This window comes from Exiguobacterium sp. s102, assembly GCF_018618635.1.
Classification (GTDB): domain Bacteria; phylum Bacillota; class Bacilli; order Exiguobacteriales; family Exiguobacteriaceae; genus Exiguobacterium_A; species Exiguobacterium_A oxidotolerans.
In genome coordinates, this window is sequence record NZ_JACSML010000001.1 from 347,150 (window position 1) to 367,737 (window position 20,588).

Consider the following 20,588-nt stretch of genomic DNA (forward strand, 5'->3'; position numbering starts at 1 on the left):
TGGCTATCAGTTGGAAAATGGCGCAAAACACTTCATACTTATTAGTAACACTAAAGGGGGATTTTTAAGATGCGATTAAAACAAGTAGATCAGCAAGCAGACATCGAAGTACTCGTCGTCGGTATCTCAGGAAATGCACAAATGGAAGAACGGATTCAGGCACTTTATCCGGAGCGGTTTGATGAGTGGGTCCGCGGTGGAGATATTTCGACGAAACAAGGCGAACTCCGGTTATTGCCGACGTTGACGGGGACGATTGCCCGTGTGTTATTTGTCGGTCTTGGTAAAGCGGACCGTCTATCTCAAGATGAGTTACGTCGACTGTTAGGAAAAGCCGCCCAATTTTTAAAAGTCCGGAAGCTATCGAACGTCACGGTTGATGCTGCGACATTCCCGGGGAAACCTGTCGAGTTGATCGCTGAGACGTTTGCACTTGCTACATATGACGTCAAACACTACAAAACAGGTCCAAGCGTTTCGTACGAACTCGATTTGACGATTTGGTCCGATGAAGGGGAACAAGAAGCAGTACGCGGGCATGCCCTCGCTGAAGCAACGAACTTAGCCCGTCGTCTCGTCACGATGCCTGGGAACATCCTGACGGCGCCGGCACTCGCTGACGAAGCTCGTTTCATTGCGGAACGTCATGGACATGCGTTAAAAGTCATTGAAAAAGAAGAAATGGAAGCACTCGGCATGGGGGCGATGCTTGCCGTCAATCAAGGCTCGACAATCCCGCCGAAAATGATCGTCCTCGAATATAAAGGGGCGGGTGATGCAGCACCAATCGCCGTCGTCGGAAAAGGTGTCACGTTCGATACAGGTGGTTACTCGATTAAACCAAAAGACGGTATCGTCGGCATGAAGGGGGACATGGGTGGTGCAGCAGCCGTCCTCGGCTTATTCGAAGCCCTCGGTCAACTCAAGCCGAACGTCAACATCCTTGGAGTGATTCCGGCAACGGACAATATGATTTCAGGTGATGCCTTCAAGCCGGATGATGTCATTACATCGATGGCTGGAAAAACGATTGAAGTCTTGAATACGGATGCGGAAGGGCGTCTCGTCTTAGCGGACGCTGTCACCTATGCAAAAGAATACAATCCGAAAATGATTATTGATCTCGCGACATTGACGGGTGGAGTGCTCGTTGCGCTCGGGACAGAAATCACGGGTGCCTTAACGAACGACCAAGCTTTGTACAGCCGTTTTGAAACCATCACAAAAGAGACGAACGAGATGATTTGGCAGATGCCGTACGTCGATCAATTCATTAAACAAGTGCGCCGGTCGGAAGTCGCTGATTTAAATAACTCACCGGGACGGATGGGACACATGATCTTTGGCGGAGCGTTCGTTGGTGAATTCGTCGGGAAAACGCCATGGCTCCATCTTGATATCGCCGGAACATCAGAGCAAAAATCAGCATCGGAGCTTGGTCCGAAAGGTGCGACAGGTGTCATGGTGCGAAGTCTTTACCGGTTCGCTGAACAAGAAGGATGAGATGGCTGAACGTCCTCTTACTCATCATGACGGTGCTCAGCATCGTCTGGTATGTAGAGTCGGGTTCACGCGTTTCGCTAGCGTGGGCTACGTTTTTAGGAGTCTTCACGGTCTTGTCATTACTGAAGGTGCTACGGGAGAAAACGAATGCGCGTCACCGGGATTGACGCGGCAAAAGCCGGCTGGGTCGCTGTCTCGATTGAAGAGGGTCAGTTTTCCTATCAAATCGTCGAACACCTCAATCAACTCGAAAATAGCGACGTGCTCTACATCGACATGCCGATCGGGCTTGAAACAGACACAAGACGAACCGTCGATCAGCTGTTACGAAATGAGCTGAAGCCGGGGCGGACGAGCAGCGTCTTCAATGCACCATTAGTGTCGGCGCTTGATGCATGTGACTATGCCACCGCGAACGCGCAGTCAAAACAAGCGGCAGGACTTGGCTTATCAAAACAAGCCTGGTACTTGTTACCGAAGATTCAGGAAGCGCGTAGTTATTACCGGGACGGGATGTACGAGTCGCATCCGGAAGTTTGTTTTGCTCGCTTGACCGGTCACCCGGCCCGCCATAACAAAAAGACGGTCCAGGGGATAAAGGAGCGGACAGAATTGTTACGACAGTTCGCATGTCCTGCTTTTTGGGAACAATCCGTCAAAGGGGTTGCGACTGACGACTGGATTGATGCCTGTCTGCTTGCCGTCGCGGCGACTTGTCCGGTGGAATATCTCCCGAACCATCGACCGGTTGATGCGACGGGTCATCCCTTATATGCGGCAGCACCTAAAAAATCACCCTCACCGGAATGGTGTGGGTGATCCTTTAATAAAGTCCCATAAATAATGAAAGATTTGTGCATTATATAACGCTTTGATGATGACGGCGACGAGCGGTCCGAGAATCAGACCAAAGACCCCGAAAAATTTAATCCCGACGAACAAGGCAATCAGTGCCGTAATCGGCTGGATGCCGATATTGTCACCGACGATTTTCGGTTCCATGATATTACGCTGCAAAATGACGACTGCATACAGAATACCAAGTCCGATCGCAAGTCCCGTATCTCCTGTGATGATCGAGTAAGCAATCCACGGTAAAAAGACAGACCCTGTACCTAGATACGGCAAGATGTCAAAGAAAGCGGCAATAAAAGCAATCGCAAACGGATGATCGACACCGAGAACCAAAAGACCGATTAAGACGATGAAAAATGTAATCGTAATCAATGTCAATTGGGCTTTGATGTAGCCGAACAGGGCGGACCGAAGACTCGAAACGACCGTTTCTGCACGTGCGAACCAGGGGAACATCTCATACTGTTTCATCCTGATTTCATATTTGTGCCAGTCTTTCGCGAGGAAAAACCAGGCGAGCAGAACGATGACGAGAATCAAGGCGATTGAAGGTAAGGTCGCTAACACACTTTGCAACATCGTGGCGATACTTTTAGATCCCTCGCCGATGAAGCTTGCAAGTGAGCTTCCGAGTGATTCGATACTGTTTTGAACCGTATTCTGTTGTGACGGACCGAGTGACCGGAGCGCTTCCGAAGCGTCGTTCCACATCGGGGCCAATTTGTCATTGTAGAGCTTTTGGAAGTAGAGACTGAGTTCCTGAATTTGGTCCGGGAGTTGATTGGCGACGAAGACGAGTCCTCGAATCAGTTGCATGACAATCAAGACGAGTGAACCAATCAAAAGACCGCTCATTAAGATGATGGACAATAACGCACCCCAACCACGGTTGAGTCGAAGACGTTTTTGGAAAAAGTCGACAAGCGGACGACTGAGTAGGGCTAATAAAAATGCGAAGACGAACGGATACATCAACGAAGACAGGCGGATGATGATAAAACCTGTGAGAAACAAGGCGAGTATGACACCGATGAAACGAGCCAATTGCCAAAGACGTTCAGTCGACACGAGCAACACCTCTTATATATATGTAATACCATCATCATAGCATGTTAAGGAACGAGAACGTAGTTCAAACAGAGGAGGAATTTCGATGAAACGAAAAGAAGTGGGACTAATGGTTTCCTTGGCGATCGCAAGTGGTGTAGCCGTCCGTGAATGGCGTAAAAACCGAAAATTTACTGAGCAGTATCAACGACAAACGCAGCAGCAGTTGATTAAAGAAATGATGGAGGTCGAGACGGATGCAGGAGATGATTCTACTTCAACAAAAAGTCGATGAGACGATTCGAGCGTTAGGTGGTTATTTTCGTCCGCTCTCTGGCCTCGCGCGCTTGATTGAAGAAGTCGGGGAAGTGGGAGAAGCGTTAGAAAAAGAGGACACGACGTTACTTTGTGCCGAACTCGTCGACGTGTTAATGATTTCAACATGTCTGTCAAACCAATACGTGACCGATTTAGCCTCGGAGCATCAGCAGTTGAAAACAGAACGGGACGAAGCGGATGCCTCGTTTTACCGACTCGTTCATGAAGCAGGTCAGGTCGCCCGGGTCATGAACGGCTACGAAGGAGACAAGCCACCGAAAAAGACAGATGCAACGCTTACGGTCGGTACGTCACTCGCCCGTCTGCAGCGCGAGTTGTTCCGGTTTGCCCGTCCATTAGGTCTTGATTTGTTAAAAGAAATCGATCGGACGAATGAAAAGAACCTCGTGCGTGACAGTAAGCGTTTCGCACTGACACGAGACCCCATTACGGAGGCGACGATTGATCATTACCGGAGTGCGACCGGCAGTGAGGAGCGACTCTGGGGTGCGCCGGTGTATGAAGCGGAACGTTCCTTAGAAGAGAACATCCAACAGGCACTACCGTCGTTGCGACGCTTTTTACGGTGTGCTCGTAATGAGGGAATCGAGGCATTTGTTCTGGAAGCACCGATTGAGCGAAGTGATCAATTGGTCGCTGTCAAAGAACAAGCAGAAGAAATCGGACGGATCATCAAGGAACAAACCCCTTTGTCCTTTAAAGAAGCCCCGTACCGAATCGATGTATATGCTTCACAGTTAGGGCCGGTGTCACCGTTTCACTCAGAGGACGAACACCGGATGTTTTTGTTGCTTTATATTGATGCGTAATTAGAAAATGACGCTAAAAAGCGAACCGCCTCGTAAGGTGGTTCGCTTTTTGTGTGTTGAAAGAAAACGGTCGGGAAAATCATGTCAGACGATCAGCAACTGCCGTTCGTTGTTCAAGTTGTTGCATGAAGTGAGAAATACGATGGATGGCTTCTTGCAGTTGTTCGATTGAACTGGCATAGCTTGCGCGAACATAACCTTCACCACTCGCCCCGAAGACGGAACCAGGAACGACGGCAACACGTTCTGCTAGTAACAGTTGTTCTGCAAAGGCTTCACTCGTCAAACCCGTATCTCCGATGTATGGAAAGGCATAGAAGGCGCCCCCGGGTGAATGAGTCGGGAGACCGGCTTCATTCAAAGCTTTGACGAAGTAGTTACGACGTTGGCGATAACTACGGACCATGTCAGGAACCGTCTTGTGGCGTGAACGGAGTGCTTCGATCCCAGCGAATTGGACGAGCGTCGGTGCACACATCATGCCGTACTGATGGACTTTCAGCATACACGCCGTGATTTCTTTTGGCGCACAGGTAAAACCGAGACGCCAACCTGTCATCGCAAAGGCTTTTGAGAAACCATTGATGACAATCGTGCGCTCCCGCATTCCAGGTAACGTCGCGAAGCACGTCGCCTCTTCCTCATACGACAACTCTGCATAGATTTCGTCACTGATGACATATAAATCATGTTTGTTTGCGAGGAGGGCGAGATCTGCGAGTTGATCGCACGTCATGACAGAACCGGTCGGGTTGGACGGAAAACAAAAAATGATGGCCTTCGTCCGTGCCGTGATCTTGGCTTCAATCGTCTCAGGAAGAATGGCGAAGCCGTCTTCCGGGCGACAGGCAGCAGCAACAGGAATTCCGCCTGCGAGCTCAATTAAAGGCGCGTACGAGACAAATGCCGGTTCGACGACGATGACCTCGTCACCAGGATTAATCAGCGTCCGAAAAGCTAAGTCAAGTCCTTCGGATGCACCGGTCGTGACGATGATTTCGTCTTCGACTTGATACTCGATTGCAAATTTTTCGTGCATATAGTTTCGGATTTCTTGCCGTAACTCGACTAAACCGGCATTGGCGCTATATGCCGTATACCCTTGCTCGAGTGCTGCGAAGCTTGCTTCCCGGACGTTCCACGGGGTGACGAAGTCGGGTTCGCCGACGCCGAGCGAGATGACATCTTCCATTGAACCGGCTAAGTCGAAGAAGCGACGGATGCCGGATGGTGCTAATTGTTCGACGCGTTCAGAAAGTGACTTCATGGAGACACCTTCAATCGTTTATCGCCGTCATCCTGACTGAAGAGGACACCATCGTGTTTGTATGTCTTCAAACGGAAATGGGTCGTCGTCGAAATGACGGAATCGAGTGTCGATAGTTTTTCCGAGACGAATTGCGAGACTTCCTGAAGCGACTTTCCGTCAAGGACGACTTGTAAGTCGTAAGCACCTGACATCAAGTAGAGCGACGTGACTTCCGGGAAACGATGAATCCGTTCTGCGACTTCATCAAAGCCGCGGCCCCGTTTCGGTGTAACTTTGACATCGATGAATGCCGTGACGCCATGGTGGGAATTGATTTTTTGCCAATCGATGACTGCCGTATAACCTAACAAGACACCATCTTGTTTAAAACGGGCAATCGAGTCGATGACTTCGTCGACTGGCAGGTCGAGCATTTGAGCAGCGAGTGTCGAATCGACAGGACCACTTTGTGATAGTAACTCTAAGAGTTCTAATTGTTTTTCTGTATACACGGGATTCACTCGCTTTCTGTCAATTGTCCGTCAAACGTCCGGCGTGTCTCACGTAACCGGGCACGGCGTTCAGACTGAACAATATGAAAATTTTTCATTTCGGTCGTTGGCAACTCGTGTTTAGCGACGAGACGGTCGAAGTAGACTTTTCGTGCCGCATCTTGCTGAGCGGATTGATGATTACCGGACGGATTAAAGGCATAGAGGACCGTCGCGCGTGCTGGATGAAGCACGAGGTGGTCCTTCCCGACACGGAGAATCCAGTCCCAGTCCCAGTAGTTGAAGACGTCTTCATCAAACGTACCAAGTGTTTGGTGAAGTGATTTGCGATACATTGATCCGGATGGGATGAACGTCGAGTCTTGCTTCATCGCGTCACGGTCATATGGATAGGCGAATGGCTCCGTATCGATGACGGTCCGGCGTCCATTCTCCCAGCGATACGTAAAGAGTTCGGCATCTGCATACGTCAAGTCTGCCCCGGCTTCTAAATCGCCGAGCGATTCCTCGATATGAGAAGGCAACAATAAATCATCATCATCATGGAGCAAGATGAATTGACCGTTCGCGATTGTCACGCCGTGGTTGCGAGCCCGGACGTGATGATTTTCAGGTAAGTCGACATGGATAAGTGTTAAGCGGTCTTCAAAAGCACGTACGACGGGAATAATCGAGTCGCCGTTGTTGTTCAAAAGAATCACTTCGAAATCTTGATAGTATTGACGGGTCAATGCTTCGAGCGCCTCAGATAACTCACGTGGGCGATTGTACGTCGGGATGATGACAGATACCATTGGCATGAGAATCGGCTCCTTCAACAAAGACACCTGCAACATCCAGGTGTCTTCATGTATTCCTTACATCTGTTCTTCGATAACTGGAAGTAATTCATTCCATTCAGCGGCTGGTTCTTTCGTTACTGTGACAAAATCACCGTAAGCGAAGAGGTTATCGATGCCATCGATCGTAATCAATGCTGCGAGTAATGCGTCCTCTGGTGTATCGTCTTTTTTGACACTCGTACTTTTTGAGCCGAAACGGTCTCCGTCGAGCGTGATTTTTACTGAGTTCGGGTTTGGTGTGTAGTCTACTTGCATAATAAGTCTCCTTTCAAAGTTCACACGAATCTTCGCACAAAAGTAAATTCGTTGCGAGTGTTGTTAGTTCCTGCTGATCGGGTTGTTCCCCAAACGATTCTTCAAATATTTCACCAATTGCTAGTGCAAGTGGGCTTACTTGATCGTGAATCGTTAATAGCACTAGTATAGCAGACATTTCCGTTGGATAATTTCCTGACCCTAGGAGAAAAGGATCATATTTATTTAAAAGTTCTTCTGAACTCAAAACGCGTTCAACTCCTTATCTCAATATATCTCAAAAGGCGGTGGTCTGCGTTTTTAAATTTGTTTGACCTGATTTTTAATGCAAGGGGTTATTTTTTACTGATTCAGTGATAACCTATATCTTGTACATAAATAGGTTTAAAAACGCTTAAAACGTCTATATATAGAGTGACACTTTAATAGTTCTTTCTATATGTAGGACGTCTTTTTTTAGTTTAGCGCATTTTTTACTGTAATGCGAACCTGTTTAACGATAGAGAATGGGAGTGGTTCATAGTGGCATCTCCACTGAATACAGCACGCATCTATAAGGGTGCAATGACAATAGAAGATGTATATCTCGTGATTCGACAAGTGACAGCGTCTTATCCAGAACTCGACATCGAACGTTATACAGAACGCGCGATTCGGGCGCTCGAAGGGAAAACGCTCCAGGCCGATCAAGTTTACGAACTTTTGACGATGCATGCGCTCGACATGTTAAAAGCAGAGGAACCGAACTGGACGTTCGTCGCGACGGCAACGTACTTAAATCGTCTTTATCTCGAGGCAAGTGAAAATCGTGGATATGTAGCAGATGAACGTTATGGATCGCTTTACACGTTGATTGAAAAGCTCACTGAAATTGGTATTTTCACACCACATTTACTTTCAGCCTACACGAAGGATGAAATCGAAGAACTCGCTGCGACAATCGATCCTTCACGCGACCAACTCTTCACATACATTGGTCTCCGGACGTTAGCGGATCGTTATCTTGCCCGGGATCACGTGAAAAAATTATATGAACTACCGCAAGAACGCTTCATGATTATCGCGATGACGTTGATGCAGACAGAACCGAAAGAACGCCGGGTCGAGCTCGTCAAAGAATCGTACTGGGCTTTGTCGAACCTCTACATGACGGTTGCGACGCCAACGCTTTCGAATGCCGGGAAATCATACGGACAGTTATCGTCTTGTTTCATCGATACGGTAGATGATTCACTCCGGGGGATTTACGACTCGAATACGGACGTTGCGACACTCTCAAAAGGCGGCGGCGGAATCGGCGTCTACATGGGTAAAATTCGTTCGCGCGGATCAGACATTAAAGGATTCAAAGGTGTTTCGAGTGGTGTCATTCCCTGGATGAAACAGTTGAACAACACAGCAGTCAGTGTCGATCAGCTCGGTATGCGTCAAGGTTCAATTGCGGTCTATCTCGACATTTGGCATAAAGATATCCTCGAGTTCCTCGATGCGAAACTCAACAACGGGGACGAGCGATTGCGGACACATGATCTCTTTACGGGCGTGAGTTTGCCGGACCACTTCATGCGTACGGTTGAAGCGCGTGGCGATTGGTATTTATTCGATCCACACGAAATCCGGACGGTGATGGGCTTTAGTCTTGAAGATCATTTCGATGAGACGGAACAAGGGGGCAGCTTCACTGAAAAGTATGAAGCCTGTGTCAACGAACCGCGTCTCAGCCGGACGAAAGTTTCGGCGATCGATCTCGTCAAACGCTACATGCGTTCGCAACTCGAGACCGGAACACCGTACATGTTCTTCCGTGACGCGGTAAACCGTGCCAATCCGAACAAGCATGCCGGCATGATCTATTCGTCAAACCTCTGCTCGGAAATCATGCAAAACATGAGTCCGACGACGGTGACGGAAGAATACACGGAAGATGGAAAAATCATCATTACGAAAACACCGGGTGATTTCGTCGTCTGTAATTTATCTTCGATCGCCCTCGCGCGCGCCGTTCGTTCGGATGTCCTCGAACGGTTGATTCCGATTCAGATGCGGATGCTCGACAACGTCATCGATTTGAATACGATTGACGTCCCGCAAGCACAAATCACGAACCAAAAATACCGTGCCGTCGGTCTCGGGACGTTCGGTTGGCACCATCTGCTTGCACTCGAAGGGATTCGCTGGGAATCGGTCGAAGCCGTCCAGTATGCGGATCGTCTTTACGAAAAAATCGCTTATTTGACGATTGATGCATCGATGCAACTTGCGAAAGAAAAAGGGGCATACCGTTTATTCGAAGGATCAGAATGGCAAACAGGTGAATACATCAAACGTCGTCACTATAAATCAACTGCCGCGCTGAACTGGGATCGTCTCCAAGCAGATATCACAGAGCATGGTATGCGAAACGCCTACCTGATGGCAGTCGCACCGAACTCGTCGACAGCAATCATCGCCGGTAGTACGGCATCGATTGATCCAATCTATAAAAAAGTCTACGCAGAAGAAAAGAAAAACTACAAGATTCCTGTGACGGTTCCGGATTTGACGCCGGATACGAACTGGTTCTATAAATCAGCATTTGAGATTGATCAACTGTGGAGCATTCGTCAAAATGCATCACGTCAACGTCATATCGACCAAGCGATCAGTTTTAATCTCTATGTCAAAAACAACGTCAAAGCGACTGAATTACTCGAGATGCACATGGAAGCATGGCAACTCGGGATGAAGACGATTTATTATACACGTTCGACAACCGTCGAAATCGATGAATGTGAGTCGTGTTCGTCATAAGAGAGGAGACGATATCATGAAGGCAGCAATCGTATATGCGTCAATGAGCGGTAACACAGAGGAGGTTGCGGAACTGATTGCGAAAGCCTGTTCCGACATGCACGTCGAACCAACGATGATGTTCGCTGATGATGTGACGACATATCAATTAGCACCTTATGATATCGTCTATTTTGGTTCTTACACATGGGGCGACGGTCAATTACCGGATGAAATGCGTGACTGCCTGAAGCTTGTCTTAAAGGAAAGTCCGCACAAAATTCCGCAAGCTGCCGTCTTCGGTACGGGCGATAAGATGTTCGTCAAGTACTGCCGCGCCGTTGATGAAATGGCCTACCATCTCGCGAAATTTGGTGTGCCGCTCGCCGGTGAACTGTTAAAAATCGAACAGTCACCACGGAATCGTCCGCATACCGTCAAAGAATGGACGAAACGAACGATCCTGCAATTACAGCAAGAAGGAGTCGAACAACATGGAACAGTTACAAAAGATCAAACTGCTTGATGCCCGCCATCCGAATCGTGCGACAGCGATTATCGGTGGGGAGACGAGTTCAATCGTCAACTGGAACGATATCGCCTATCCGCAGTTTTATTCAATCTATAAACAGCTTTTGTCGAACTTTTGGATTCCGGATGAGATTTCGATGTCAAAAGACATGCAACAGTGGAACCAGTTGAGTGAGCGAGAACAAGATGCGTTTGAACGGATCATCGGTCTGCTATCAATCTTAGACTCGGTCCAAACGCGTTACATCCTAGAGTCGGCGATGTTCACGTCAGATGCATCGATTCATGCAATTCTTGCGATCATCGCGCAACAGGAAGTCGTCCATAACCAGTCGTACAGCTATGTCTTATCGAGTCTCGTTCCACTTTCGGAACAAAACCGGATTTTCGATATCGCAAAAGATGACGATATGGTCATGAAGCGGAATGCCTTTATTCTTGATTTATATGAAGATTTCCAAAACGACCGGACACCGGAAAACTTTGCGAAATCACTCGTCGCATCAATCGTTCTTGAAGGAATCAACTTCTATTCTGGTTTTGCCTTCTTCTATAACTTAGCGCGTCATCAAAAAATGGTCGGAACGTCGACGATGATCAGTTACATCCAGCGAGACGAACTGCAACACTCGTACTTCATCAGTCAATTGTTGCGTGCCGTCTTGACGGAACACTCGGAAATCGATGCCGATGGTTCATTCACGAAGTTCGTGTATGCCACATTCGAGCGTGCCGTCGATCTCGAAATCGAGTGGAGTGAGTATGTCCTGCGTGACTTAGATGGACTAGATGTCAGTGAAATGCGTGATTACGTCAAATATCTCGCGAACAAGCGCCTTCGTGTCATTGGTCTCTCCCATCTCTATGAAGGACATGACGAGGACGTCATGCCGTGGATTCGTGCGTATTCGGATGACTCGATGAATGCGACGAAATCCGATTTCTTCGAACAAAAATCACGTTCGTATGCAAAAGTGACGGATGCGAACGGATTTGACGATTTGTAAGCCGAATAAAATGTAAGCAGAAAGAACTAACTGATGTAAATTTATCTACAAAATCAGTTAGTTCTTTTTCTAACGCCGAAAAAAACCGAAAATTTTGATTTTTAAGGGGGTGGTTCGAAAAGAACAAAAAAAAGCAGCTGCTAAAGCGCAACTGCTTTAATACGGCAGGAAAGAATGAGCCTTCAACTGCGCGTTGCGTTCGAAAAAGCATTGGCGTGCCTTTTCGAACAAGAATAGTATTATTGTGTTGTATTAAACAATACTACATATGCGTTTTTAGGTAAATCTCTTTATTATTTAATTAAAGTTGAATAGTGAATCTTCCCTGCTTAATAGGGAAGGAGTGGAACTCTCATGTGTAAAATTATTCCGCATTATAGAAATTCCCATTGGGTCTGCGGTCATTACCGTGGAAACAATTGGATTGACGCACACTTTCGTTCAGGTTCATTCGTAAATGGCCATTGCCAATTACGTTTCGACTTTTAATTGAGTAATCAATCTGAATTAAATTATGGTTGCTTCACTGTGAAATTTCATATAATCTAGGACAGGTGAGGTCATGCTCGACTCCTGCGGAAAAACAAGTTAATCATGACCCTGGAAGATGCAACGCATCTGAAGCGGCATGATGACTTGTCCGCGGAAAGCGAGCAGACCGGACGTGTCCTTTTCAGACTGTAGACAACGTGTTATCGGGAGATCAAGCGTCTTCTTTCGTTGCTTTCCTCGGGCGAGGCGCAAGCCGTTGCTCCTTAATCCTAACGGACAATGAGCAGGGTCTTGCCTGCCTCTGAAAGTGCGTTGAAAACGCACTTTTCCCGTAGGAGTCAACGAAACGTGACGCTTTTTAAGGAATACCATGAGGAAGATCCAGCCATGCAGACGCTTTAAAGACGAGGCGAGACAGGGAAGCGCGAACGGATTGCCTCTTGTTATCGCATGTTTACGCTTCTTAATCGTTTGTCTACACGTTGCTGTCTTTTTTACATATTTTTCTCTTTTCCTTTAATAAAAAAGCAAGAAAGCAAAAAAAAGGGCCGGACTCGAAAAGTCCGGCAGAATCAGGGGGAATACTTGAAGTCTTGCTACTAAAATGTTCCCTCGGAAAATAAAAAATAAACAATTTAAAAAATATTTTTTACCATCCGTAAAAAGTATGTTATTATAAGTTGATGAATTTAGTTAGGGAGTGTATAAACTATGGCAAACTTTGAAAAAGACCAAGTCGTTACTGGTAAAGTAACTGGTATTCAAAACTTCGGTGCTTTCGTAGCACTTGACGAGCAAACACAAGGTCTCGTCCACATCTCAGAAATCTCACACGATTACGTAAAAGACATCAACGATTACGTAAAAGTTGGCGATGAAGTAACTGTTAAAGTTCTCGACATCGACGAAGCTAACAAAAAAATGAAGCTTTCGATCAAAGCAACTCAGGAAGCTCCAAAACGCGAAGCACGCGCTAAAGGCCCACGCAAAAACGCTGGACGCCGCGATGCAGGTCCTGCTTTCAAACAAGAAGAAGCTCCTGGCTTCAACGTGTTAAAAGGCAAATTGGAAGAATGGATTGAAAAATCAAACTTCCAAAAATAAGAATCTTTAAGAGAATCGACATCGGTCGGTTCTCTTTTTTTTTACGTTATAAGCATTAAAATAGATGCGAAAGGGGAATGTGTGGATAATGTAAGATGTTCATTACTTATCGAGGGGGCAACACACAATGGAAAACTTTCAATATCGCAATCCAACGAAATTAATTTTTGGTGACGGTCAAGTCAGCCAAATCAAAGAAGAACTTAAAACACTAAATGCTAAGAAAGTCATGCTCGTCTTTGGTGGCGGAAGTATTAAACGCAACGGCGTCTATGACGACGTTACACGCGAACTGAACGAAGCAGGAATCGAATACGTCGAATGTGATGGCGTTGAACCAAACCCACGCATCGAAACAGCAGAGCGCGGCATTAAGATCGCACGTGAAGCAGGTGTTGATGCATTGCTCGCACTAGGTGGCGGTTCTGTCATCGACTGTACAAAACTGATCGCAGCAGGTATTCCGTATGAAGGTGAAGCATGGGATCTCGTCATCGGGAAAGCGACTCCGGAAACAGTCATTCCATTCGGTACCGTCTTGACACTTGCAGCAACCGGTTCAGAAATGAACTCTGGTTCTGTCATCACGAACTGGAAAACGCAAGAGAAATACGGTTGGGGTAGCCCGCTTACATTCCCGACGTTCTCAATCCTTGATCCAAAATACACGGTCAGTGTTCCAAAAGACCAAACGATTTACGGGATTGTCGACATGATGAGTCACTGTCTTGAGCAGTACTTCCACACAGCACACGCACCTGTCCAAGAACGGATGACAGAAGGCGTCATGAAAGCTGTCATCGAAGCAGCACCAAAACTCGTCAACGATCTTGAAAACATTGAACTTCGCGGAACGATTCTCTTCGCAGGTACGATGGCACTTAACGGCGTACTTCAAATGGGAGCACGCGGTGACTGGGCTTCACATAATATCGAGCATGCCGTCTCAGCGGTTCATGACATCCCACACGCAGGTGGTCTTGCAATCCTCTTCCCGAACTGGATGCGCCACGTGTTAGACGAGTCAAACGCACATCGTTTCGTCACACTCGGTGAAAACGTCTTTAACGTCGACACAGAAGGTAAATCAGAAATCGAAGCAGCTCATGCGACGATCGATGCAATCAGTGCATTCTGGACATCACTCGGTGCACCAAACCGTCTCGCGGACTACGACATTAAAGAAGATACAGTCGATTCAATCGTCAAGTCAGCAATGACACGCGGTGATTTCGGTAACTTCAAATCACTTGGTAATGAAGATGTTCGTGAAATCGTAACGGCAGCGTTATAAGTTTCTCTAACATTTGCTAATCTTTTCACAAAAGACTTGAACGACCTTCCTTCTTGCGTTTTAATGAGAAGGAAGGTCGCATTTGTTTGCGAATGAATAAGGAGGACGATGGAATGACAACGGTACGTTTTGATTATTCGAAAGCATTACAATTCGTAGGGCAACATGAAGTAGATTACATGGCAGACACGGTTAAGACATTACATGGAGCGATTCATAATGGCACAGGTGCCGGCAGCGACTTCCTCGGATGGGTCGACTTACCGACGAACTATGACAAAGCGGAGTTCGCTCGCATTCAAGAATCAGCTGAAAAAATCAAATCAGATTCAGACGTCTTGCTCGTCGTCGGAATCGGTGGATCTTACCTCGGAGCGCGTGCCGCAATCGAGATGTTAGGTCATTCCTTCCACAACCTGTTATCAAAAGACGAGCGGAAGGCGCCACAAATCATTTATGCGGGTCATAACATTTCATCGACGTATCTGCACGATTTATTTGAAGTGCTTGAAGGAAAAGACGTCTCGGTCAACATCATCTCTAAATCAGGGACGACGACGGAGCCGGCAATTTCATTCCGATTGTTGAAATCGTTCATGGAAGAGAAATACGGTCAGGCTGAAGCGAAAAACCGAATTTATGCAACGACGGACAAAGCACGTGGGGCGTTAAAAACACTTGCTGACTCAGAAGGATACCAGACGTTCGTCATTCCGGATGATGTCGGTGGACGTTTCTCTGTCTTGACACCGGTCGGTCTTTTGCCAATCGCTGCTGCTGGTATTTCAATCGAAGAATTGATGGCTGGCGCGCGTGACGCACAAGAGAAATTTGCGAACGAAAACCTGGCTGAAAATGAAGCATATCAATATGCTGTCGTCCGAAATGCATTATATGCAAAAGGAAAAACGATCGAGCTTCTCGTTAACTACGAACCAGCGTTACATTATGTATCAGAATGGTGGAAACAGTTGTACGGAGAATCAGAAGGAAAAGACTTCAAAGGGATCTTCCCGGCAGCGGTCGACTTCTCGACAGATTTACACTCGATGGGTCAATACGTGCAAGAGGGGCGTCGTGATTTGTTTGAGACGGTCATTAAAGTCGGTCAAGCGCGTCATGAATTGACGATTGAAAAAGATGCACAAGATCTTGACGGCTTGAACTTCCTCGAAGGGAAATCAATCCAATTCGTCAACGATAAAGCGGCAGAAGGGACGTTACTTGCTCATACAGATGGTCAAGTTCCGAACTTAACAGTCGAATTACCAGAGATGACGCCGTACCATCTCGGATTCTTGTTCTACTTCTTCGAAAAAGCTTGCGCGATGAGCGGTTATCTTCTTGGAGTTAACCCATTCGACCAACCGGGTGTTGAGGCATATAAGAAAAATATGTTCGCACTTCTCGGAAAACCTGGTTTTGAAGCAGAAAAAGCAGAGCTCGAAGCACGCTTGAAATAAGTTGGAAAGGCATCTCCTGGATGACAGGGGATGCCTTTTTTTGTCATTCTCCTCGATTCCTACGCACTTTCACTTTTAGAATGCTTTCGAAACAGGTAAAGTGAAGGTAGAAGAAGAAATGAGGTGCACGTACGTGATTAGATTTTTAGATTACTATCAAAATCAAGTTGAGTTGAGTTTCGATGATCATCCTTTCTCGACAAAACCTCTCCATGTCTGGGTCATTGCCGTGTACGAGGGGAAATGGCTATTGACGCATCATAAGCAGCGCGGGTACGAGTTTCCTGGGGGAAAAGTCGAACCGGGTGAAACAGCGGAAGAAGCGGCACGCCGGGAAGTGATGGAGGAGACAGGCGGTAGCATCGCAAGCCTCGCCTACATTGGTCAATATCGTGTCGAAGGACGAGGCGATACAATCATTAAGAATATCTACTTCGCCGAAATCGAATCACTCGTTCCGCATCTCGCTGTCGATGAGACAGACGGAGCCTTTTTGTTGGACGACCTCCCGCAGCGTCTTGACGCGAATCGAAAATACAGCTTTATGATGAAGGACCGTGTCCTTCCGGAGACACTTCGTGTACTCGCCGAACGCCGATTGGTTTGAATTGCCGAAGCAAGGTCCCTTCCGGACGTTTCGTATATACTATGAAACATCTGATCACGAACGGGTCGGTGCCTATGTCGTTTTACCGACACGTCCGAATGGGCAAGGGATGCTGTATTTACGTGGCGGGACACGTAATATCGGAATGGTTCGACCGACGCGACTGATGCAGTTTGCTCAAGCCGGATTTTTAGTCATGGCCCCTTTTTACCGAGGGAACTTAGGAGGCACAGGGAAGGAAGATTTTGGTCATCATGATATTCGTGATGCAACAGGGGCATATGATTGGTTAACCCGTCACGCGGAACGCGTCTCGGTGTTTGGCTTCTCTCGTGGTGGGCAGATGGCCTTGTTGTTGGCACATCATCGCCCGGTCGCGCGCACGGTCTCATGGGCAGGGGTGACGAATCTCGTCTGGACATATGAAGAACAGAGAACGATGCAAAAAATGTTACGCCGTTTCACGGGTGGATTGCCAGAGACGCAACAACAAGCGTATCAAATCCGTTCGCCGCTCTACGCCGCTCCACAAGGGCAAGTCTTGCTGATTCACGGACGGTACGATCAAAAGGTTCGCTTACGTCATGCAACGAATTATGCTGCGCGCTATCCGAGTCAGACGCGGCTTCGTATTTACGAGCAGGCCCATCAATTTCCGTTGCACGAAAAATTTGCTGTGACGAAGGAAATCATCGATTGGATGTTGCGCTGATGGAACATAGGATGTAGTCACCTCGAACAGCCGGGGTGACTTTTTTTAGGAAATCAGTAACATTGATATGTTTTAAAAAAGCATTTTTTAAACAAAAAACAATATTTGGTATACTAGAAAATATGAAGTGAACAATAGGGTGGAAGACAAAAGGGGAGAACGGGATGGAAATCTTGCTGGCACGACAACCAATCGTGAATCGATCCGGTGCCATCGATGCATTTGAATTATTATATCGTTCAGTGGAAGCGCCTGCTATTTTTGATGGTGAATTAGCGACGATGGACGTGTTGACGAATACGCTCGTCCATTTAGGTGTCGATCGAGTGGCAGAAGGAAAACGTTTATTCATCAATTTCACCGGTGATTTATTACAAGGTGAGCTGATTGATCACTTAGATCCGGAACGATTTGTCATCGAGGTGCTTGAGACCGTCGTCATCGATTCACATATGCTGTCGGTTTTGAAAAAATGGAAAGAGGCTGGATTTCAATTGGCCTTGGATGATTTCGTGACGGATTTATTACGAAATCATGGTCCAGAGTTGTTTGATTTAATTGATTTAATAAAAATTGATATCGAAGCAATCAACCCACGTGAACAAAGTGCGATTTTACATATCGTTAAACGAAACTATCCGCATATCCGTTTGTTGGCAGAGCGTGTCGAAACGCATGAAGATCATCTTCGTAGTTTGAGCATGGGGTACGACTGGTTCCAAGGCTATTTTTATGCAAAACCGATGTTGATGAAAGGGAAGGCTGTTCCGCCACAATTGCCTGTATTGTTAAAGATGTTGAAGTGGCTCGAATCAGATGAGTATTATGACCAAGTCGTCGATGAAATCGAAGGAAATCCATACATTAGTGTGCAAGTCCTCCAGCTCATCAATTCTCCCGGGATTGGTCTTCGAAATACCGTCGAATCCGTTCGTCAAGCGATTTCACTACTCGGGTTTTCACAACTTAAAAGTTGGATTTCGTTAATCGTTTTACGAGAGATGCGACTTGCGAGTCCGTACAAGTGGTCAGACGAGTTGTTGCGTTCTTCACTGCATTGTGCCAAGTTATGCGAGTTATTTGCACTTGAAACAAAGACGTTACGTCCGGAAAGTGCCTACATGATTGGCTTACTCTCGCATATCGATGCATTACTGTCAGTCGATATTGATGAAATCATTGATCAATTACCAATCGAGTCGACGTTGAAAATCGTGTTACAAGGAAAAGATCATCCGTTTCGTGATTGTTTATTGCTCGCGATTAGTGCCGACCGTGGTGAATTTGAACAGTTTGAAAAACTAACCCATCGTTTTGGTATTTCAAAACAGCGTGCCTATGCACTATTAAAAGAGAGTCAAGATTGGTTGACTAAAAAAGAACTTCATTTGCAACCGGATGAAGAAGATTCAATCGTCTGATGGACGTTAAAAGGCACCAGCTCACTGAACATACAGTGTCTGGTGCCTTTTAATTATCTTAATTTAATTAAACACGTGGCCCTGCTGATTTGATTTCAGTAGTTGCACTGTCGAACCGTGTGAAATTTTGTTTGAATTTAGTCGCCAAAGCCCGTGCTTGTTGTTCATACGCATCAGCATCCGACCAAACTTTGACAGGGTTGAGCAAGTCGCTTGGGACACCAGGGACTTCGAGCGGCATGTGTAGCCCGAAAATCGGATGCTCTTCCGTCGGGATATCAGCGAGTGTGCCGTTGACAGCTGCATTGACCATCGTCCGTGTATATGCAAGCTTCATCCGACTTCCCGTCCCATATGCGCCACCCGTCCAGCCTGTATTGACGAGGTAAACCGTGACACCGTGCCGGTCGATGAGCTCACCGAGCATCGTTGCATATTTTTCAGGAATGAGCGGTAAGAAGGGTGAACCGAAGCATGTCGAGAATGTCGCTTCCGGTTCTGTTACGCCACGCTCTGTCCCGGCTAACTTCGATGTATACCCGGATAAGAAGTGATACATCGCTTGCTCCTTCGTCAACTTACTGATTGGCGGCAGGACGCCGTAAGCATCAGCTGTTAAAAAGACAATTGTTTTCGGATGTCCGGCGCGTGATGGTACTGCAATATTATCAATCGCTGTAATCGGATAAGCGGCCCGTGTGTTTTCCGTTTTTGACGTATCATCATAGTCAGGAATTCGTGCATCATCGAGGACGACGTTTTCAAGGACAGTGCCAAACCGAATCGCATCAAAGATTTGTGGTTCTTTTTCACGCGATAGGTTGACCGTTTTTGCGTAACAGCCACCTTCGATATTGAAGACGCCGTCGTTGGACCACCCGTGCTCATCGTCACCAATCAATTGACGACTGTCGTCAGCAGACAGTGTGGTCTTACCAGTACCGGATAATCCGAAGAATAAGGCGACGTCACCCTCATGACCGACGTTAGCCGAGCAATGCATCGATAAGACGTCTCGTTGAGGTAAAAGGTAGTTCATGACAGAGAAAATCGATTTTTTGATTTCGCCCGCATATTCTGTTCCACCGATTAAGACAATCCGATGTTCGAATGACATGGCGATGAACGTTTCGGAATTCGTTCCATCGACTTTCGGATCTGCTTTGAAGTGAGGCGCATAAATAACCGTGAAAGGCTCAAAAGCAGCTTCTGTCGGATATTCACGCAAAAATAGTTGTTTTGCAAACAAATTATGCCAAGCATATTGTGTCACGATCCGAACCGGAAGGGTAAAATGAGTGTCTGCACCAGCAGCAGCTTCTGTGTAGTAGAGCTGATCTGCTTCATTCATGTAGCGAAGAACTTTTTGTAAAAGTTGCTCGAAGTTGTCTGCTTCCATCGGTTGATTGACATGGCCCCAATCGATATGTGACTCGCATGACTGATCGCGAACAATGAACTTGTCTTTAGGTGAACGACCTGTAAATTTCCCCGTTTCTACAGACAGAGCGCCATTTTCAGCAAGAACCCCTTCTTCGTTACGAATTGCATGTTCGACTAGCTCAGCAACAGATAGTTGTTTGAACACATGCTCCTTCTTGAGTAGCTCTTCGATATTCAGGACCGTCATCGGCATCCTGACCCCACCTTTCCCCTACGTTGGTTTAGCTCTGACATTTAGTATGACACATTTATTATATATGACATACTAAAGGATGAGCAATCCTTTTTTAGCGCTGATTTCTATTTATTTGGAAACGCTTTCAGCATTAACAGT

Annotated in this window: 21 protein-coding genes; 14 read left to right on the plus strand and 7 right to left on the minus strand. The window is 46.8% G+C overall.

The features are described from left to right. Window positions 1-69: 69 nt before the first annotated feature. From KNQ02_RS01665 to KNQ02_RS01675, 3 genes are read left to right on the plus strand one after another with little or no spacing between them, the layout of a single operon-like run. Window positions 70-1,503 carry a leucyl aminopeptidase gene (locus tag KNQ02_RS01665; RefSeq protein WP_214766919.1) on the plus strand — a complete coding sequence of 478 codons (1,434 nt, stop codon included), beginning with the start codon at window positions 70-72 and terminating at the stop codon, window positions 1,501-1,503. After that, a complete protein-coding gene (locus KNQ02_RS01670) occupies window positions 1,500-1,670 on the plus strand; it encodes a hypothetical protein (RefSeq protein ID WP_157898492.1) in 171 nt (56 codons plus the stop codon). Before KNQ02_RS01665 ends, KNQ02_RS01670 begins: the two co-directional genes overlap by 4 nt. Then, the gene (locus tag KNQ02_RS01675; protein ID WP_088837673.1) at window positions 1,651-2,322 is read left to right on the plus strand and encodes a DUF429 domain-containing protein; all 672 of its coding nucleotides are present in this window, start codon (window positions 1,651-1,653) and stop codon (window positions 2,320-2,322) included. Before KNQ02_RS01670 ends, KNQ02_RS01675 begins: the two co-directional genes overlap by 20 nt. Here the strand turns inward: KNQ02_RS01675 and ytvI are convergent. Continuing rightward, window positions 2,302-3,426 carry a sporulation integral membrane protein YtvI gene (gene ytvI, locus KNQ02_RS01680; RefSeq protein WP_159173454.1) on the minus strand — a complete coding sequence of 375 codons (1,125 nt, stop codon included), beginning with the start codon at window positions 3,424-3,426 and terminating at the stop codon, window positions 2,302-2,304. The two genes, KNQ02_RS01675 and ytvI, sit on opposite strands and share 21 nt — an antisense overlap. A gap of 85 nt (window positions 3,427-3,511) precedes the next feature. Here ytvI and KNQ02_RS01685 point away from each other — a divergent pair, with 85 nt between their 5' ends. Together KNQ02_RS01685 and KNQ02_RS01690 are read left to right on the plus strand one after the other, a co-directional pair. Continuing rightward, window positions 3,512-3,700, plus strand: coding sequence for a hypothetical protein (locus KNQ02_RS01685; RefSeq protein ID WP_214766923.1), 189 nt, complete (start codon window positions 3,512-3,514; stop codon window positions 3,698-3,700). Then, entirely contained in the window at window positions 3,663-4,553 is an 891-nt protein-coding gene (locus KNQ02_RS01690) for a MazG nucleotide pyrophosphohydrolase domain-containing protein (RefSeq protein ID WP_251132453.1), read from the plus strand. Before KNQ02_RS01685 ends, KNQ02_RS01690 begins: the two co-directional genes overlap by 38 nt. 79 nt (window positions 4,554-4,632) lie before the next feature. Here the strand turns inward: KNQ02_RS01690 and KNQ02_RS01695 are convergent, their stop codons facing one another. Genes KNQ02_RS01695 through KNQ02_RS01715 form a run of 5 tightly spaced genes read right to left on the minus strand, consistent with a single transcriptional unit; the run spans window position 4,633 to window position 7,658 of the window. After that, window positions 4,633-5,820, minus strand: coding sequence for an aminotransferase (locus KNQ02_RS01695; protein ID WP_214807221.1), 1,188 nt, complete (start codon window positions 5,818-5,820; stop codon window positions 4,633-4,635). Continuing rightward, window positions 5,817-6,314: an Lrp/AsnC family transcriptional regulator gene (locus tag KNQ02_RS01700; protein ID WP_051667304.1), complete on the minus strand. Its 498-nt coding sequence runs from the start codon at window positions 6,312-6,314 to the stop codon at window positions 5,817-5,819. Before KNQ02_RS01700 ends, KNQ02_RS01695 begins: the two co-directional genes overlap by 4 nt. Before the next feature lie 5 nt (window positions 6,315-6,319). Then, window positions 6,320-7,114, minus strand: coding sequence for a glycosyltransferase family 2 protein (locus KNQ02_RS01705; protein WP_214768784.1), 795 nt, complete (start codon window positions 7,112-7,114; stop codon window positions 6,320-6,322). Window positions 7,115-7,171: 57 nt separating this feature from the next. Further along, window positions 7,172-7,411, minus strand: a complete 240-nt coding sequence (locus KNQ02_RS01710; protein ID WP_088837669.1) for a NifU N-terminal domain-containing protein — start codon at window positions 7,409-7,411, stop codon at window positions 7,172-7,174. Window positions 7,412-7,424: 13 nt separating this feature from the next. Continuing rightward, a complete protein-coding gene (locus KNQ02_RS01715) occupies window positions 7,425-7,658 on the minus strand; it encodes a DUF1871 family protein (protein ID WP_214766927.1) in 234 nt (77 codons plus the stop codon). 317 nt (window positions 7,659-7,975) lie between these two features. Here KNQ02_RS01715 and KNQ02_RS01720 point away from each other — a divergent pair, with 317 nt between their 5' ends. The 9 genes from KNQ02_RS01720 to KNQ02_RS01760 all read left to right on the plus strand — a co-directional run bounded on the left by KNQ02_RS01720 (window position 7,976) and on the right by KNQ02_RS01760 (window position 18,811). Continuing rightward, window positions 7,976-10,201, plus strand: coding sequence for a ribonucleoside-diphosphate reductase subunit alpha (locus KNQ02_RS01720; protein ID WP_251135025.1), 2,226 nt, complete (start codon window positions 7,976-7,978; stop codon window positions 10,199-10,201). Between the two features lie 16 nt (window positions 10,202-10,217). Beyond that, complete coding sequence (locus KNQ02_RS01725) at window positions 10,218-10,706, plus strand: flavodoxin domain-containing protein (protein WP_029331225.1); 489 nt, start codon at window positions 10,218-10,220, stop codon at window positions 10,704-10,706. Further along, complete coding sequence (locus KNQ02_RS01730) at window positions 10,675-11,718, plus strand: ribonucleotide-diphosphate reductase subunit beta (protein ID WP_214768780.1); 1,044 nt, start codon at window positions 10,675-10,677, stop codon at window positions 11,716-11,718. The genes KNQ02_RS01725 and KNQ02_RS01730 overlap by 32 nt, the downstream gene beginning before the upstream one ends. Window positions 11,719-12,921: 1,203 nt before the next feature. Continuing rightward, the gene (gene yugI / locus KNQ02_RS01735; protein ID WP_012371159.1) at window positions 12,922-13,314 is read left to right on the plus strand and encodes a S1 domain-containing post-transcriptional regulator GSP13; all 393 of its coding nucleotides are present in this window, start codon (window positions 12,922-12,924) and stop codon (window positions 13,312-13,314) included. Window positions 13,315-13,441: 127 nt separating this feature from the next. Further along, a complete protein-coding gene (locus tag KNQ02_RS01740; protein ID WP_214768778.1) occupies window positions 13,442-14,608 on the plus strand; it encodes an iron-containing alcohol dehydrogenase in 1,167 nt (388 codons plus the stop codon). A 113-nt stretch (window positions 14,609-14,721) separates the two neighbouring features. Next, the gene (locus tag KNQ02_RS01745) at window positions 14,722-16,071 is read left to right on the plus strand and encodes a glucose-6-phosphate isomerase (RefSeq protein WP_029331222.1); all 1,350 of its coding nucleotides are present in this window, start codon (window positions 14,722-14,724) and stop codon (window positions 16,069-16,071) included. 133 nt (window positions 16,072-16,204) lie between these two features. Next, on the plus strand, window positions 16,205-16,678 hold the full coding sequence (gene ytkD, locus KNQ02_RS01750; RefSeq protein ID WP_029331221.1) for an RNA deprotection pyrophosphohydrolase: 474 nt from the start codon (window positions 16,205-16,207) through the stop codon (window positions 16,676-16,678). Beyond that, window positions 16,650-17,390 carry an alpha/beta hydrolase family protein gene (locus KNQ02_RS01755; RefSeq protein WP_239456741.1) on the plus strand — a complete coding sequence of 247 codons (741 nt, stop codon included), beginning with the start codon at window positions 16,650-16,652 and terminating at the stop codon, window positions 17,388-17,390. Before ytkD ends, KNQ02_RS01755 begins: the two co-directional genes overlap by 29 nt. Before the next feature lie 164 nt (window positions 17,391-17,554). Next, entirely contained in the window at window positions 17,555-18,811 is a 1,257-nt protein-coding gene (locus KNQ02_RS01760; protein WP_088837664.1) for an EAL and HDOD domain-containing protein, read from the plus strand. A 67-nt stretch (window positions 18,812-18,878) separates the two neighbouring features. On the opposite strand, the gene pckA is transcribed toward KNQ02_RS01760, so the two are convergent. Next, entirely contained in the window at window positions 18,879-20,447 is a 1,569-nt protein-coding gene (gene pckA / locus KNQ02_RS01765) for a phosphoenolpyruvate carboxykinase (ATP) (RefSeq protein ID WP_214768776.1), read from the minus strand. Between the last annotated feature and the right edge of the window lie 141 nt (window positions 20,448-20,588).